General features: G+C 36.1%; 13 protein-coding genes. 1 reads left to right on the forward strand and 12 read right to left on the reverse strand.

Annotation, left to right across the window (positions count from 1 at the left end):
* Window positions 1–23: 23 nt before the first annotated feature.
* The 6 genes from MKX67_RS13360 to MKX67_RS13385 form a co-directional block, all read right to left on the reverse strand.
* On the reverse strand, window positions 24–1,481 hold the full coding sequence (locus MKX67_RS13360; protein WP_307313442.1) for an FAD-linked oxidase C-terminal domain-containing protein: 1,458 nt from the start codon (window positions 1,479–1,481) through the stop codon (window positions 24–26).
* Window positions 1,478–2,818 (reverse strand): (Fe-S)-binding protein, encoded by a 1,341-nt coding sequence (locus tag MKX67_RS13365; protein ID WP_307313441.1) that lies wholly within the window; start codon window positions 2,816–2,818, stop codon window positions 1,478–1,480. The genes MKX67_RS13360 and MKX67_RS13365 overlap by 4 nt, the downstream gene beginning before the upstream one ends.
* Window positions 2,819–4,138, reverse strand: a complete 1,320-nt coding sequence (locus MKX67_RS13370) for an FAD-binding oxidoreductase (RefSeq protein ID WP_342489276.1) — start codon at window positions 4,136–4,138, stop codon at window positions 2,819–2,821.
* Window positions 4,139–4,202: 64 nt separating this feature from the next.
* Window positions 4,203–4,886: a FadR/GntR family transcriptional regulator gene (locus MKX67_RS13375; RefSeq protein WP_307313439.1), complete on the reverse strand. Its 684-nt coding sequence runs from the start codon at window positions 4,884–4,886 to the stop codon at window positions 4,203–4,205.
* A gap of 395 nt (window positions 4,887–5,281) precedes the next feature.
* Window positions 5,282–6,544 carry a C40 family peptidase gene (locus MKX67_RS13380; RefSeq protein ID WP_095373004.1) on the reverse strand — a complete coding sequence of 421 codons (1,263 nt, stop codon included), beginning with the start codon at window positions 6,542–6,544 and terminating at the stop codon, window positions 5,282–5,284.
* Between the two features lie 603 nt (window positions 6,545–7,147).
* Window positions 7,148–10,243, reverse strand: coding sequence for a DEAD/DEAH box helicase (locus tag MKX67_RS13385; protein ID WP_322909481.1), 3,096 nt, complete (start codon window positions 10,241–10,243; stop codon window positions 7,148–7,150).
* 159 nt (window positions 10,244–10,402) lie between these two features.
* On the opposite strand from MKX67_RS13385, the gene MKX67_RS13390 reads away from it, so the two are divergent.
* Entirely contained in the window at window positions 10,403–10,879 is a 477-nt protein-coding gene (locus MKX67_RS13390; protein WP_342488307.1) for a hypothetical protein, read from the forward strand.
* 180 nt (window positions 10,880–11,059) lie between these two features.
* On the opposite strand, the gene MKX67_RS13395 is transcribed toward MKX67_RS13390, so the two are convergent.
* The 6 genes from MKX67_RS13395 to MKX67_RS13420 all read right to left on the reverse strand — a co-directional run bounded on the left by MKX67_RS13395 (window position 11,060) and on the right by MKX67_RS13420 (window position 17,053).
* Window positions 11,060–11,260, reverse strand: coding sequence for a hypothetical protein (locus MKX67_RS13395; protein WP_191817260.1), 201 nt, complete (start codon window positions 11,258–11,260; stop codon window positions 11,060–11,062).
* A gap of 150 nt (window positions 11,261–11,410) precedes the next feature.
* Entirely contained in the window at window positions 11,411–12,277 is an 867-nt protein-coding gene (locus MKX67_RS13400; protein ID WP_322909482.1) for a carbon-nitrogen hydrolase family protein, read from the reverse strand.
* Window positions 12,278–12,421: 144 nt separating this feature from the next.
* A complete protein-coding gene (locus MKX67_RS13405) occupies window positions 12,422–14,134 on the reverse strand; it encodes an ABC transporter ATP-binding protein (protein WP_322909483.1) in 1,713 nt (570 codons plus the stop codon).
* A gap of 73 nt (window positions 14,135–14,207) precedes the next feature.
* Window positions 14,208–15,818 carry a glycoside hydrolase family 3 protein gene (locus tag MKX67_RS13410; RefSeq protein WP_322909484.1) on the reverse strand — a complete coding sequence of 537 codons (1,611 nt, stop codon included), beginning with the start codon at window positions 15,816–15,818 and terminating at the stop codon, window positions 14,208–14,210.
* Between the two features lie 61 nt (window positions 15,819–15,879).
* Window positions 15,880–16,329, reverse strand: coding sequence for a threonine/serine exporter family protein (locus MKX67_RS13415; RefSeq protein WP_095373663.1), 450 nt, complete (start codon window positions 16,327–16,329; stop codon window positions 15,880–15,882).
* 28 nt (window positions 16,330–16,357) lie between these two features.
* The gene (locus MKX67_RS13420) at window positions 16,358–17,053 is read right to left on the reverse strand and encodes a threonine/serine exporter family protein (protein ID WP_342489278.1); all 696 of its coding nucleotides are present in this window, start codon (window positions 17,051–17,053) and stop codon (window positions 16,358–16,360) included.
* Between the last annotated feature and the right edge of the window lie 40 nt (window positions 17,054–17,093).

A 17,093-nucleotide genomic window follows, 5' to 3' on the forward strand; every position in this document is an offset into this window, starting at 1 on the left:
TTTTAGATTATTCTTACGATTATTTATCCAATAATTTTCTCTTTTATTTCTTTTTTCACTTCTGCACATCTACTTGGAGACGGAAATAACTTGCCAGCATTCAAAAGATTATCCGTATTAAACACAGATCGAATATCCGTTTGTGCTGCAATTTCTTCATCAGTGAAAACGAACCGCATTTCTTCCCTCTTTTCAATACCTACTCCATGTTCACCTGTAATTGTTCCACCAACATCTGCACACACTTTTAGACATGCACTACCAGCTGCCAGCGCTTTCTCTGTTTCGCCAGGAACTCTCGCGTCAAATAAAACGAGCGGGTGTAAGTTCCCATCCCCAGCATGAAATATGTTGGCAATTCGCAAGTCATATTCTTCACTGATCTTATTAATTCTTCGAAGAACTTCAGGTAATTTACTACGTGGGATAACGCCATCTTGAACAAGATAATCAGGTGATATTGCCCCCATTGCACCAAATCCTGTTTTTCTATTAGCCCACCATGCTGCCCGTTCTTTTTCATCCTTTGCTGCTCTTACTTCTCTAACATTACGATGGCGACAAACCGATAAAATTTGCTCAATTTGTTCATCGATTCCTGCTGCAATACCATCTACTTCGATTAATAAAACAGCTGCTATATCTTTCGGATGACCAACCGGAAAGGCCGCTGCTTCTACTCCTTCAATAGCTGTCTTATCCATCATTTCAAGTGCTGCCGGAACAATACCTGCTGAAATGATATCCGATACTGCTTGACTACCGTCTTCAATATCATCAAAATAGGCTAACACGGTTTGTTTTCCTTCTGGATTTTTTAATATTCTGACTATGATTTTTGTTACAATACCTAATGTACCCTCTGAACCTGTAATAAGGCCTAATAGGTCATAACCAGGTTCATCTAAAATACCGTTTCTACCGATTTCAACTATTTCTCCATTTGGTAGAACTAATTCTAACCCTAAAATGTGGTTTGTTGTCACACCGTATTTTAAACAATGGGCACCTCCAGCATTCTCTGCCACATTCCCACCAATGGTACAGCAATATTGACTCGATGGATCTGGTGCATAGTAATATCCGCGTTCAATAATTTGATTTGTGAGTTTCAAATTCACATAACCAGGCTCGACAACTGCTCTCCTGTTATCAAGGTCAATGTCAATTAATCTTTTCATTTTAACCATGCTAATAATGACCTCATTATTAAGGGGAATCGCTCCACCACTCAACCCTGTACCCGCACCTCTCGCTAAAAAAGGTAAGGAATGATCATGACAATACTTGACAATACGTGCCACTTCGTCGGTTGAATGAGGAAAAACAACCGCTCTTGGTAATGATTTATGAATCGTAAACCCATCACAATCATAACTGATTAAATCTTCTTTATGATAAAGAATAGCCTGTTTATCATTTAACAATTGAGAGAGTCCATGAATATGTCGATCTTTTGTTTTTAATTTCCATTTCTTCATCCTCTACTCTCCTTTTGATAAGCCCAATCTAATAGTTGAACGGTATGAACAACCTTTTGACTGCGCCCATGATTTTTCACACCAATGGCCATTTGCAACATACAGCCGGGGTTCCCCATGGAAATCATCTCGACATCATCTGGCACGTTTTCCATTTTACTTGCTAATACAGCTCCCGCCATTTCAGGGTTGGTAATATTATAAATACCTGCACTCCCACAACAACGATCTGCATTCGGCATATGGACCATCTCTACTCCAGGAATATTTAATAACAAATCTCGTGGTTCCTCTCTCACACCTTGACCATGAGCAAGATGGCAGGCATCGTGATAAGTAATTCTTTTATTCAAGGAAGCTTTTGGCTTTTCATAACCTGTATCATAAAGGAACTTCGAGATGTCCTCCACTTTATCTGCTAACGCTTCTGCTTTTTCTCGCCACTCTGGCTCCTCTTTAAATAATTCACCATATTCTTTCATCATACAGCCACATCCCGCTGCATTGACAATTACTGTATCGTCGTTCTCAAAGGCAAGAATATTTTGTTTTGCCAGTTTTCTACCCATATCTCGATCACCTGCATGAACATGTAAAGCCCCGCAACAGGTTTGATTTTGAGGAATATGGACATCATTACCATTACGTGTTAACACGTTTATAGTAGATTCATTGACATCACTAAACATAACATCCATTACACAACCAGTTAACATCGCCACTTCACGTTTAGTTTCTTGTTTCGCTTTAATTACTGATCCGTTACGATGTTTTTTCTTTACTGATGAATGAATCTTTGGCATGACCCCTTCCATATCAACTAAATGTTTAGGCATTATTTGAATGAGTTTCGTTTTTCTAACCAATGTTTGCATTCCACTTTTTTGATAGAACTTCAGCAGTCCACCTAAAGTTTGCAGACGATTTTCATGTGGAAATATCCCATGTAAAAATAACTTGTTTACAGACTTTTTCCATCCTTTTAGAGGAATAGCTTGCCTTACTTGCCCACGTGCTTCTTCAATTAATCCACCAACATCAACATCAGCCGGACATGCTGTTGTACAAGCTCGACAATCTAAACATGCAAATACAGGATCCATAAACTCTTCATTTACCATTAATTTCCCTTCTGCCACAGACTTAATTAAATAAACTCTTCCCCTTGGCGAATGCTGTTCCTGACCTGTTTGTTCATAGGTTGGACAAGATTCTAAACACATTCCGCAATGCACACAATCTGCCCATTTCGTTTCATCAGGCGCATCATTCCACAAATAATTGCTCACCCCGTCTTTGCAAGCTGGTTGCTTTGATTTTTGTTGTGAGACTGTCACCTATATCCCCCCTACATAACGTTTACGGTTTAAGATTTTTTTTGGATCGACCTTCGTTTTAATTCCTTCTAGTAAATAATGAGCACCTTTCGTTTCTCCCCATGTATCAAACACTAACCTTTGAGCTAGCGGTAAATGTTTTATGATACAATAACCACCATTTTCATTTGTTACTTCTCTCATTTTTGTAAGCGCTTCAATCATTTCACTTTCTTTCCCCTTGATATATAGTTGCATCAAGCCATGACCGACTCCTCCATGCGTATAAATATCAATGTTGGTATTTCTTCTAATCTCCATTACCTTTAGGAGAATGTCTATAACGTTTAGATTGATTGTACCTATTTTAGCAACAGCAAAGATTTTTTCACCGTTGTTATACTCATCCTCTTTATCAATAGGTAGATGATAAAGTCGGTCCCATAACTGTTTTTCCTCACTATTTCTAAGAATAGTCAGTTTCATTTCTTCTTCTATCAAACTTTGAATATACTTTATTTGATATTCCACCGATTTTTCTACATCTTCGAAGCTTACGAGTAAGGAAAGTTTATTTATGCCGCTAATATTATATGAAACAATAGGATCAAGTAACTCACAACTAATTGGTTCAATACTATTATTTAATAAATTTCTAGTAAAAGAATAAATCGTATTTCTATCTTCACCTTGAAAAGATATGATGCAAGTGGCTGTACTCTTTGCCAGTGGACGTAATTTAACCGTGACTTCTGTTATCACTCCAAGTGTCCCCATTGAAGAAATAAACAACTTATTCATGTCATAGCCGGCAACATTCTTTACTACTTTACCACCTGTACGAATCACCTTACCATCTGGGTATACTACTCTTAAACCGATGACTGCGTCTCTGGCGGATCCATAATTTAGTCTCTTCGGTCCACTATCATTACTTGCTATCACTCCACCAATTGTACTTACGTGAGGCATAAAGGGATCTAGTGCTAACTTTTGATTAAAATCCTCTAAATAACGTTGAACATCCTCAAGTTTCGTTCCTGCTTTAACGGTTAAAGTCATATCTCCACTATGATGTTCAACGATTCCCGTAAATTTTTCCATTGAAATAAGTAAATCAGCTTGATCAATTAATCCACCGTAACCCCTTTTAGATCCAGCACCTTGGATATTGACCGTGAATTGATGTTTATGAACAAAAGCGAATATTGCACTTAACTCTTCTTCTGAGGTTGGATATACGGTGTATTGTCCACTATTACCATACAAATCAGCTTGAGACATTTCATAGTCTAGTTTATAAGTTGTTAAATACTCCGCTATAGAAAGCAACTCATTCATCAATTTCCTTACCTCCTTATTGTTCGCTATTACAAAACACTGTTTTTCAAATAGCGAAAAATTTTTACTCCATAGTAGATGTCTCTTGTAACATATCTTCGACTGTGGTCAAATGCACCAGCATTTCTTCTGAAGCTTTTTTGCTATTTCGTTCCTTAATTGCTTGGAAAATGTTCCTATGTTGGGCTTCAATGATTGAACCTTTTTCTGTACTGTTCTGTATATATTGATGGAACTTTACTAGCGTTTGCTTCAATGGTGCTGATATGAAGTCTATAAATTGCATTAAAACTGTGTTACCTCCAATACAAGCAAGCTTTTGGTGAAATAAAAAATCCGATTCCCACCCCTTTTTTGCTGTAAGTATATAATGTAAATCCTCTACATCCTTTTCTGATCTGTGATTGGCAGCTAATTCCGCTAAACCTACCTCGACGATCTTACGTGCTTGAAAGAGTTCTTGTATATCCTTTTCATACAAATTCCAATACTTACTCCCCAGCAATGTATGAACATCAAACGCCTTCACATAAGTACCTTCTCCTTGTTTTACCTCAACTAATCCCTTCCCTTTCAATGCAGTGATTGCATCTCGAATCGCTGATCTCCCGACACCAAAAGACTCACAAAGCATGCGGACTGATGGAAGTTTTTCACCGATTTGATATTGACCATCGAGAATCATTTCCTCTAACTTCTCTTCAATAATATGTGAGACTTTCTTCGTCTCAATCTTTTCAATTGCCAAAATCATCACATCCTGTTATATATCACATATCAGATAAGTTAATTTTATTAAAACACCTAATAAGAATAATTGCAACTATTTTTAGAATTAACTGATAATTTTATAACTACTTATAGAAGATAAGTCAGATTTACAATTTTACTTGGAACCTATTTACATAGAGAATACGATAGCTGAGGAGAATAAAACAGGAAGTTTGAAAAACACCACAATCATTTAAGTGCTGATCTATTATTTGATGGGATAATACAACTTAGTACTAGCTTGTTCTCCTTTACCGATTATGATTAGGTTTCAAGATCCATGTTTAAGACGAGAACAGAATTGGGTATAAAATAAATAAGCGCCCTATTACATTCGTAACAAGACGCTCTTTCAAAAATTCAAATGATAGATTAGTTGATGCGGTTAACGCGGCCGTTAAATGCTTTTGCCCAATAACCACTTGACATATCAGCAATGGCTACACCTGTGCTGCTTTGTGAACCGATGAATTTACCGCCACCGATATAAATACCAACATGACCATCTGTTTTATACGTATTAAAGAATACCATATCCCCAGGTTGCATTTGGCTTGCTGGAACTGGTGTACCTTGATTTTTCAATGCATCCGTACTAGCACCTACACTATAGCCACCTTGAGCAAATGCCCAATGTACGAACCCAGAACAATCAAAACGACCTGCAGCGATATCAGATGCTGAGCGACCACCGCCAAATACATAAACTGAATTTCCGATGTATTTATTACCTGCTGAAATAACTGCTTGCATACCGCTACCAACAGTTGTAGATGCTGGTGCAGAAGATGCTTTTGCTGAAGACTTAGATTTAGAACTACTATTAGAGTTTGTAGTATTTGTTGAAGTTGAAGTTGATTCATTATTTGTAACACTTGCTTCTACAGGAGCTTGTCTCGCCATGCTACTCTCAATTTCAGCTTGCATTGCTGCTAGATCAACATCTTTAGCTTGTAACTTAGATTTTTTTTCAGCTGCAACTTCTTCTTTTTCTTTTAATTCAGCTTTTAGCTTATCATTTTGTGCTTCCTGTTCTTTTAGTTGCTCGCGCATACCTTCAAGATCAGTCATTTTTTCATTTAGTGTAGTTAACTCTTTATCTACTGTTGCTTTCTTTTCTTCTACTTCTTTTTTGTCTTTATCATGTTGAATTAATAATTCTTCGTCTGCATCGACAATTTTAGAAATCGCACCAACACGATCAACAAAATCACTGAAGCTAGTAGAACCTAGAAGGACTTCAATATAGTTAACGTTAGAACCACCACTATTTTGGATAGCCACTGCACGCTCTTTTAAGATTTCACTTCTTTTGTCAATTCTTTCTTGAATGACTTTAATTTCTTCTTCAAGTTTTTTTATTTTTGCTTTAGCTTCTTCAATTTCTTTTTCTGTTTCTTTAACAATTTTCTCGTTATCGGCTACTGCTTGGTCTACTTTTGCGATTTTCTCTTCTAAACCATTTAATTCTGTTAATACTGCTGCAAGTTCTTTTTCTGCTTTAGAAAGATCAGATTTGACATCAGAGCGTTCTTTTTTAATGTCATCCAGAGATTCTGCGTTCACTGCTGGAAGTGCGAAGGCTCCAAGGCCTAACATAATTGTTGTGTTTAATGCGATAATCTTTTTCTTCACTCATTTTCCCCTGCCTTTTTAACATTTTTCCTTTTTATGTATGTTTTATCTATATTGTCTATTTTTCTATGTTTTTTTTACTATAGTTCACTTTTATATGTCGGTATATTATCTAGTACAAAATGCATTATATCATCCCTTTTTGACATTCAGGTAATAGCAATGTTACAAATATATTACTAATCCGACATATTTCATCATTTTTTTATTACAAACTGAAACTTTTTCCTAAAAACTTGTATTTTTTTGCACCTTTCTCCTAATCTCTTTGGCCTAATAAAGACGGATGCTTCATCTGTAAAAATCTAGTTATTTCAATTATTTAATTCAGTCTCCATGAAAACATATTCACTTCAACATTTCAATGATTAACTCCTTTAGAATAGACACAGGTTAAATAAATACGTAAAGGTATTGAGTTATATTATTGAGTGAGCTAGCTAGCGAAAACTATAGAATTCCAATTTAAAATTGGTAGACTTTCTTCTTTATATACAAAAGTGAAATATTTGTATGATGAACAACATTAAGTGGATGAACTAGGAATATTACTTGCCTTTATAACACCTAAGCAAGAGACCAGAAACAAAAAAAAGAGACCCATTAGTCTCTTATATCTAAAAGATGTAATAGATCCTCTTCCGTAAGAAAGTCTTCTGTTTCCCGGTCAAGAATTGTATGAATTAAATCTTTTTTGCGATACTGCATTTCTTCCATTCTTTCCTCAATCGTACCTTTAGCAATTAATTTCACGACAACGACATCTTTTTTTTGACCGATGCGGTAGGCACGGTCCGCTGCCTGGCTTTCAACTGCTGGATTCCACCATGTGTCATATAAAATAACAGTGTCTGCACCTGTTAAATTCAAACCAGTACCACCAGCTTTTAATGATAACAGAAAAAGATTCTTTTCCCCGCTATTGAACCGTTCACACATTTCTACTCTTTCCTTTGCGGTTGTATGACCATCTAAATAAAAGAATTCTTTCCCTTGAAAGGAGAGTTCACTACTGATAATTTCAAGCATGCTCGTAAATTGAGAGAAAATGAGCACACGGCGATTCGCCTGTTTTGCTTCTTGTAATAAAGTCAATAAATGATCTAGTTTAGCTGAGCGTCCCTGATAGCCTTCTACAAATAATGCCGGGTGACAACATAACTGTCTTAACCTCGTTAGTCCTGCTAAAATTCTAATACGATTTTTCCTTAACGTCCGTTTATCTAAATGCTTTAATGTATCTTCTTTCAATTTGGCTAGATACGCTAAGTAAATTTTTTGTTGTTCTTTATATAAATCTATTCTTTCGATTTTTTCTTCCTTAACTGGAAGCTCTTCCAATACCTCTGTTTTCATTCTTCGTAAAACAAAAGGTTGAATTATTCGGGCAATCGCAGCGTTATTTAGTTCACTAAATTGTTGTAAGCCGAGAAATAAATCTGGGAAGATAATATGAAAGACAGACCATAAGTCCTCGATTGCATTTTCTATCGGTGTACCTGTTAGTGCAAACTTATATTGTGATAATAATTGTTTTACAGATTTATGTGTTTCTGTTAATGGGTTTTTAAAACTTTGTGCTTCATCAAAGATAATCGTGTGGAAACGTTCATTTTTCAACCAATGAATGTCTTTCCTTATTAACGTATATGATGTAATAACTACGTCTGCTACATGAATATCTTTACGTATTAATTGTCTTTCGCTCTGTTTGCCATCTAAAATCACAACTTTCATATCCGGTACAAACTTCATCCATTCTTGTAACCAATTGTAAAGTACGGATGAGGGGCATACAATAAGAGCAGGTGACTGTTTATGTCTTATTTCATCTATATAAGAATAGATGAAAGTAATCGCTTGTACCGTTTTCCCAAGCCCCATATCGTCTGCTAAAATTCCACCAAATTGGTTTTCTGCCAGCTTTCTCATCCACTGATAACCTTCTATTTGATAGGGCCTTAATATGGACGAAAAATTCCCTGGTAGAGGGTAGTCATCTTCGTTAAGATTTTTAAAATCTTGAAGAAAATTTCTTATAGATGCTTCAAAGGCAATCGTTTCTTCCTTCGTTTTTGCAATAAGCTGTAAGCCACGTACAAGTGTCGTTTCACTCCAATTTTCAGCTTGCAGAGGTACTTCGTTCAAAAAAGCCTTAATTTGTTGATAATCTTCTGTTTCTAATGATAATAATGCCCCGTTCTTGAGGCGATAGTATTTTCTTTTATGTTCAATTGCAGTTAGGATTTCTTTAATTTCTTGCTCAGGAATTCCTTCAATATCAAATTTAAATTGCAGCCAATTCATTCGATCTTTTTTCATTTTCACTCTAATAACTGGACGCGTTTTACCTTTATCAATCCTCATCTTTATGGCTGTAGTCGTGTATATACGTACATGCTCTTGTAAATCAGGTAAAATATGCATTAAAAAATGATATTCCAATTCTTCATTTTGAATATAATAACCTTCATCCGTTTTTGTAAAAGAGGCCTGTTCCATTAAAGAGAGGATTTGCTCCTCGTCTTCTTTATTTCTAAATAGAACCTTTTTAGCTTTTTCGTCATCTAATGGATTAAAACTTAATTTGCCGTAATGAAACTCCAGACTAGCTAATAATTTATGATTTAAGCGATCTAAATAAAGCTTTGCCACTAAGGGGGCTTGCATATATTGCTTTTTAATCGTATCAGCTATGGTTATGGTCGCAAGCCTCTTTAACCCAGGCACTACTTTATTTAAGAAAAATGAGATTTGTTCATCAGCAATCATCAATTTTTTATCTTCCTGCATCATCTTTAACAATTCAGTTAAACGTCTAAAGTCATGTTTAGGCCAATGATAAAAGCATCCCTCTTTATATACAGCTTGATAATATGGTAAAAGCTGAAAAGAATCATTATGATTGTAAGATAAAATAGCCATATTTTCTTCTTCGTTATAAGAGAGTTCAAAAATGATGGGTAAAGGTTGATCTGTTAATCTCATCGTTTGTAACTGTTTGTTCTCTTCTTTAAAGTGACTATTTTCTAACTGAATGATGTTCTCCATTACTTTTTCCCAAGTTAATGAAGGAATGAATAACCATTCGTGCTTTCTTTCTGCATTCTCTAATAGTTGCATAATATTGACGATTGGCTCGGCTAAATAATGTTTAGTAGCATCCAATAGAAATCCATTACTTTCTTTGTAAACCCTTCCTTCCATAAAAGAACGGAACCAATCGAGAGGGGACGAAATAGGTAGACCTTGATAGATAAATGATATCGCTAGCCTTGCTTCATTTTTCCATGTCACCGTACAGCATTGTATATGTATATCTAATTTTTTTCTATACTCAAAATGGGCTTGTTCATTTACTTCCGGAATCTCTTTTGCAAATAAGGAGAATAGTTGATTCGCATCTGAGTCCGCTCTCACTCTGTTCTTTTTTTGACAGGCAATATAAACAGCTGCTAGATGCTGACATTCTTTACGATAAGAAGAGAGTTGAGGGCAACTACACTTTGATTGTATCTCACCATCTATCCGTTCTACTTCTACATTGAAGTGTTCTCCGCTTTTAACAACTGCATAGATTTTGTTTTCTTCTTCTATTATAAAGTTGACTTTCCCTGCAGAGAAAAAAGCTTTACCGCGCTTATAAGAAACAGCTCCACATCTTTCAATAATCATCTTGTCAGTGAGGTTCAATTCCACAAATCATGCTCCTTTTTTCAAATGTTCTTCTATTATAACAAACCTATACATAAAGATTGTATAGCAAAAACTTTCTATTAATTGTTGAATTGATGTTTTGAAAGTGTATAAAAGGAAATATGAATAGTAGCAACAGAAAATATAAACGGAGGAGATTAAATGTTTAAGTTTATACTTTCCTTATCCGTCCTAACATTCGTCCTATTTCTGAACTTAACTGCGGTACCAAATGGGGAACCGGTGGCAGCAAAGGATACTACAGTTGAAAATGTGACTACTCAAGAACAAGCAAATATCGTTTCGACATTAAAAGATAAACTACATAGCGACCTGACAGAACAAGACGTAATCGATCAGTTTGGTCAGCCTGATCAAAAAATGAATGATGATATGTACGGCTTACCCTCTTTTCGCTATGATTTTAAACATGATGAACATTATTCATTAGATGCTGATTATCAGCTCGTCGATATGGATGCGTTAAAAAATAAACAATTAGAGGTCATTATATACTTTGATTTTGATGATAACAAAAATATTAGAAGTGCAGCACTCTATTATGTAAACGATGAGCAGAAAATTGAAGAATACCGTATATTTGCTGATGGTACAGAAAAAAAGATGGAGATTGAATAGTAGAGATAAACTTATAAAGACGATAGATAAAAAGAAAAAGTCAGTCCCGTTAACACTCATATACGGGACTGACTTTTTCTATCCTTTGGCACTCATATATATTCATTAAGTGTTTGCCCTTAATTGATTTCTCAGCACCACACTCGTAAGGTAGTTCGAACATAGAGCGAACCCTTCTAATCATTCTTCTTTATTCAATTCGGCTGCTTTCCTTTGAATTGTAATAATTAGCTTTACTAATACAACCGTACCTGCGATATTAGCGATTAAACTTGAAAGCAATAATAGAATCGCTACGATTGGCGAAACATCTAGTTTAAAGGAAAAATAGAGTAAAACAATACCTATAAATATAAGAAGAAAGCCAGGATATTTTTTCACAACAACACCGCCTATCGAAACCATAATTTAATCCAATCCTATTTTTATCTGTTACTGAGTTTTAACTCGTTTGTTTATCTCAAGGTTCTCCCTAAATATGGACACATACTCACAGTTCTTAGTGGAAAACCAATGACATGTTCAATAATCCTATCTTGCCTTTCCCCAATCATAATATAAATCCGTTCTCCGGTCACGCCAAGTTGTAACAGATCCTTTTTTTCTTACTTCATCCAATAAATGAAGATCGATGTCTGCTGTAATAATCATATCATTATTTAATTCCCCCTCTGCTAAAACACCTTGCGGAGGAAAGGGTATATCGTTTGGTGTCATGATAGCTGCTTGTCCAAAATTTGCACGCATAAAATCAACTGTGGGAAGTGATCCCACCGTCCCTGCACCTACTACATAGATTTGATTTTCGATTGCTCTTGCGTGAGAAGTATATCTGACGCGATGAAAACCATGGCGGTCATCTGTACACGATGGGCAAAAAATAACATCTGCCCCTTTCGCTACTGCCATACGGACAATCTCAGGAAATTCTATGTCATAACATGTAAGAATCGCAATCCTACCTTTTTCTGTATCGAAAACTCTTAAGTCCTCACCCTTTGTTATGCCCCATTCATATATTTCAGTGGGTGTCAAATGAAGCTTTGCTTGTTCTTCTATCCTTCCATCCGGGTAAAAAAGATGGGCCATATTATAAAGACGATTATTTCGCCTGATTACGTGAGTCCCTGCAATCATATGCATATTTGTTTCAGCAGCTAATTGAGTAAACAGCGATTGATATTGTTTCGTAAAACCTGGTAATTCTGCAATGGATAAACTTTCACCCGTTTCACTACCAATTGATAGTAATTGAGTAGTAAAAAATTCTGGAAACAATACAAACTCAGAATCAAACTCTTTTGCAGTAAGAATATAGTGTTTGCATTGTCGAGCAAAATCCTCAAACGAACGAATCGTATGCAAATGATACTGCACACTAGAAACTCTCATCTTCATTGTCATCCTCCTTATCTTTTGGGCATAATAAAACCCAGAGAAAGAAAAGCCGCATTCTTTCTACCGGGTAAACAAGTCAAGTCTTTCTTTAATTTTCTCATAACTTTTATTATGATAAATATTTTTCACTTTGACAACCTTTATTTATTGGTACTGCACATGATGTAGGTTCGCAAATATCCCTTCAAGAGCGAGTAACTCTTCTTCAGTTCCTTCTTCGGTTATACCATCTTCAGTTACAACCATGATTTTATCGGCATTTTTAATCGTGGCAAATCTATGGGCTATAACAAGTGTCGTTCTGTCTTTAGATAACTCAGTTAAGGCCGACTGGATGAGTTTTTCAGTTTCGGTATCAAGTGCTGAAGTGGCTTCATCTAAGATTAAAATCGGTGGATTTTTCAAAAACATTCTCGCAATGGCTAAACGTTGCTTTTGTCCCCCAGAAAGTTTCAACCCTCTCTCGCCAACTTGTGTCTCGAAACCATCAGGTAACGTATCAATCCATTGCGTTAGGTGGGCTTTACTTGCTGCTAATATGATTTCCTCTTCCGTTGCATCCAACTTGCCATAAGCAATATTCTCTTTAATAGTGCCTGTAAACAAAAAGACATCTTGTTGAACGATACCAATTTGATTTCTTAAAGAGTTTTTCGTCATATCTTGAATGTTGATACCATCAATCGTGATGGCTCCTTTATCAACATCATAAAATCTAGGTATTAATGAACAAATCGTAGACTTCCCAGCGCCTGAAGGACCAACAAAGGCAACCGTTTGTCCAGATTGAATATAAAAATTCAACTCTTGTAAAACTTTTTGAGTATCATTGTACCCGAATGTGACATCGTTAAAGGTAATATTCCCTTGTAATGAATCAACTTCTATTGCATCAGGCTTATCATTTATATCTGGTTCTTGATCAATCATTTCGGTGAAACGCTTGAACCCTGCCATTCCTTTTGGATAGAGCTCCATTAACGCACTAATTTTATCAATCGGCTTTAATAAAAGATTAGCATACAATACAAAAGCGACCAACTCTCCTGGTGCTAACTGATTATTGAAAGCTAACCAAGCACCAAAAACTAAAACAGACAGAATTAACACTCTCGTGAGGAAATAGACGCCAGATAATGTGATCCCCATGACTTTATAGCCACGAAGTTTAGCCGAACGAAACCTTCTATTATCCTTTGTAAATCTTTCAATTTCAAAAGCTTCATTCGTAAAAGACTGAACAACACGGGCACCAGAAACACTATCTTCAACCCTACCATTCACTTCGGCAATTTCTGTATACATTCTTCTCCAAGCTTTATTCATAGAAATATTACAATATGCAATGAGCCATACAAGGAACGGTACAATAAATATTGCTACTAGCGCAAGCTTCACATTAATTGTTAACATGATCCAAAAAGCGCCGACAAAAGTCATCGCTGCAATAAAAAGGTCTTCTGGTCCATGGTGGGCTAACTCACCAATATCCATTAAGTCGTTGGTTGTCCGGCTCATAATATGACCGGTTTTCGTATTATCAAAGAAACGAAAAGATTGCTTCTGCACATGTGTAAATAGTTGCTGTCTCATATCTGTTTCAATATTAATACCAAGTTTATGTCCCCAGTAGTTAACAACAAACTGTAGCCCAGTACTCGTAAAATAAAGAGCAAACAAACCCGCACTAACCGCAACAATCATCGACCAATTGTTGGTTGGTAGTAATTCATCTACAAACCAACTAACAGCTAATGGAAAAGCTAATTCTAGTAGAGCAACGATAATTGCACAACTAAAATCAATAATAAATAGTCTTTTATGAGGTAAATAATAAGTCAAAAATCTTCTAAACATGCTATTCTCCTAACTTTCAAAATATATCTTGGATTATATGCTTCGAAGATAAAAGTTACAATACCTTTTTCCTTTATTTACATTCCTGTTCGCTCATTACAATCACTTTTCCTGTTGAATCGTATATTGAAACTGGTAAACATCCTGTTGCTAACAATTCCCCTATAAGATAATCACTTACTGCCTGTATACTAGCTCTCGATTGACTAAATGTAGAAATAAATCCTTGTACAAATTCCCATTGTTCATAGTGATAAGGAGTTGTAGTCGAAATCACTATTATTGGCTTCTTTTCTTTTTGTAGGTTGTTATTCAATAACGCGTCTTTTTTATGATGTAAAATATAAATGAGTCGTTCTGCCTCTTCTTCTGTTGTAACGGTGATTCCCGCATTAACTAACATTTCTGTTAACAGTTTGTTCGATTGATGATTACTGCCATCATCTATGAATGCTACCCTCTCATTTTTTTGAATCGGGAGCGTTTCATCGCGTTTTATAATTGTAATCCCTTTTTCAGCCGCTTCTTTTTCTACCTTAAGATGTTCTTTAGATCGTATGACATCAATCGTGTTATGCTCTTTAAATAACTGTGCTTTCAATTTTAGAATCCTTAGCACAGATAAATCAATTCTTTCCTCACTAATAACCTCTGTTTTGACGGCATTTATTAGTGCCCGCTTAACAGTTAATGCTTCCGTTGGCATTAATAATATATCTGCACCAGCATTAACAGCTGAAATAGCGGCATCAGCTGCTGTAAAAGTGCTCGCTACCGCTTGCATATTTAGGGCATCTGTTATAACTACTCCATTAAACCCAAGACTTTGCCGCAGAAGATTCGTTGTTATAGCGTGAGATAGTGATGCTGGATATATTGACTTCTCAATAGCTGGAAAAGCAATATGAGCAGTCATAATGGATTGAATACCATTATCTATTAAAAATCGATAAGGTATGAGCTCATTTTTCTTTAATTGCTCGATAGATTTAGACACAGTGGGTAACCCTTTATGAGAATCAACCGTTACATCACCATGACCCGGGAAATGCTTTGCTACAGCAAATATTCCTGCTTCATGGAGCCCCTCCATAAAAGCTGCACTCATTTTTGCAACTAAGTATGGATTTTCCCCAAAAGAGCGGACACCTACGATCGGATTTAAAGGATTACTATTCATATCAACCACAGGTGCGAAGTTCATATTAAACCCTAGTGAATCCAACTCCTGTCCTAATACTGAGGCGACACGCTTGGTAAGTCCAAGATCACTACTAGCTCCTAATGCCATATTTCCTGGCATTTCTGTTAAGAAAGGGAGTCTATTCACAATTTCCCCACCTTCTTGATCTACACCTATTAAGAAAGGAATTCCACGATTGCGATGCTGTAATTCCATTGTAAATCGCTTTGTTTGTTCCATCGATTGAATATTTTCCTTAAAAAAAATGATCCCACCAGGTTGGATTTGGTCTATTACCCGAATAATTGAATCATTTACACCTATTTGTCCGCTCCCGACTGTTTGATTAAAATCTATCATCAACATTTGCCCTATTTTTTCCTCTAAACTCATTTCATGGAGTTGCTGTGGTACGTTCGCTTTTTCTATAGTTAGAGCTTGAACCCCCAATGCATTTTGCAATAGAAACATAAAACAAATACAAAATATGACACGCCTCATCCTGCATTCACATCTTTTCATTAATTAATAGAAAAGAGGTGCTATGCGCACCTCCTCTCTATTATGTGTTTCTGGACGTTATTTTATGTTTTGCTTTCATAAACAATTGAAAAAACACTTCTGCAATGACAAGTCCCACCGCAATCGCACCTGATATCATAAATGCCTTTGCTGCCAATTGGATGGCCATATTATAATCATTTAACACAAAATGTCTCATTGCATCATAGGAAATACCACCTGGAACCAATGGAATTATACCAGCAACACTAAAGATAATTATTGGCGTGCGATAGATTTTTGCGAAAATATGACTAATTGCTGAAATGAACACTGCAGAAATTAACGAAGCGGGGATCGCATCATAATGATTGTTCACAAGAATTATATAGATGATCCAGCCAATCATACCAACAAACCCACAACGCAATAATGATTTTCTTGGCGCATTAAAAATGACACCGAACGATGCTGCCGCAATAAAACTTGTAAACAAATGTGTAATAACCATTGTCATGTATTTCGCACCTCACTTTCATTTAACTCATTGTTGCAAAGACAACTGCCACCCCAGCACCTATAGCAAATGCCGTTAAAAACGCTTCTGCGCCCTTGGATAACCCTGAAACAAGATGCCCCGCCATCAAATCTCTCACAGCATTAGTAATCAGTAATCCAGGTACGAGTGGCATGACCGAGCCAATAATGATTTTATCCAGTTGTTCGCCTATTCCGATTTTGACAAAAAGCATCGAGATCACACCAATAATTAGAGAAGCAAGAAATTCAGAAAAGAAGCGAATTTGCACTACTCTCTGCAAAAAAATAAAAGAAAGGAAACCAACACCACCAGTAATAAAGGCAGGAAAAAAATCATGCCACTGGCCTAAAAACATAATCATAAAACAAGCACTAGCAATAGCCGCTGCAAGTACCTGTTGATAAATTGGAAATGTATAATTTGCCTTTTCAATTTCCATTAACTTTTCAAATGCTTCTTGTCTTGTCAGTTCGCCATTACTTACTTTTCTCGATACACCATTTACTAATGTCACCTTATATAGATCTGTAGATCGTTCTGAGATTCTGATTAATTTCGCTGGGTTGGTGTCATCAGTCGAAAAAACAATTCCTGTAGGAGTAACATAACTATGTGAATTAGGAATACCTAATGCTTCCGCTATTCTCGTCATTGTGTCTTCCACTCGATATGTCTCTGCTCCGGATTGCAGCATAATTTTACCCGCTAATAAACAAAGCTCAATTACTTCAAAC

This window comes from Cytobacillus sp. FSL W7-1323 (assembly GCF_038595015.1).
Lineage (GTDB): Bacteria > Bacillota > Bacilli > Bacillales > Cytobacillaceae > Cytobacillus > Cytobacillus kochii.

Coding starts and splice junctions, on each gene's coding strand:
- MKX67_RS13415 (WP_095373663.1), bottom strand. CDS start 16,329: ATGGTTATTACACATTTGTTTACAAGTTTTATTGCGGCAGCATCGTTC.
- MKX67_RS13420 (WP_342489278.1), bottom strand. CDS start 17,053: ATGCTGCAATCCGGAGCAGAGACATATCGAGTGGAAGACACAATGACG.
- MKX67_RS13400 (WP_322909482.1), bottom strand. CDS start 12,277: ATGAAGATGAGAGTTTCTAGTGTGCAGTATCATTTGCATACGATTCGT.
- MKX67_RS13360 (WP_307313442.1), bottom strand. CDS start 1,481: ATGAAGAAATGGAAATTAAAAACAAAAGATCGACATATTCATGGACTC.
- MKX67_RS13410 (WP_322909484.1), bottom strand. CDS start 15,818: ATGAGGCGTGTCATATTTTGTATTTGTTTTATGTTTCTATTGCAAAAT.
- MKX67_RS13405 (WP_322909483.1), bottom strand. CDS start 14,134: ATGTTTAGAAGATTTTTGACTTATTATTTACCTCATAAAAGACTATTT.
- MKX67_RS13370 (WP_342489276.1), bottom strand. CDS start 4,138: ATGAATGAGTTGCTTTCTATAGCGGAGTATTTAACAACTTATAAACTA.
- MKX67_RS13390 (WP_342488307.1), top strand. CDS start 10,403: ATGTTTAAGTTTATACTTTCCTTATCCGTCCTAACATTCGTCCTATTT.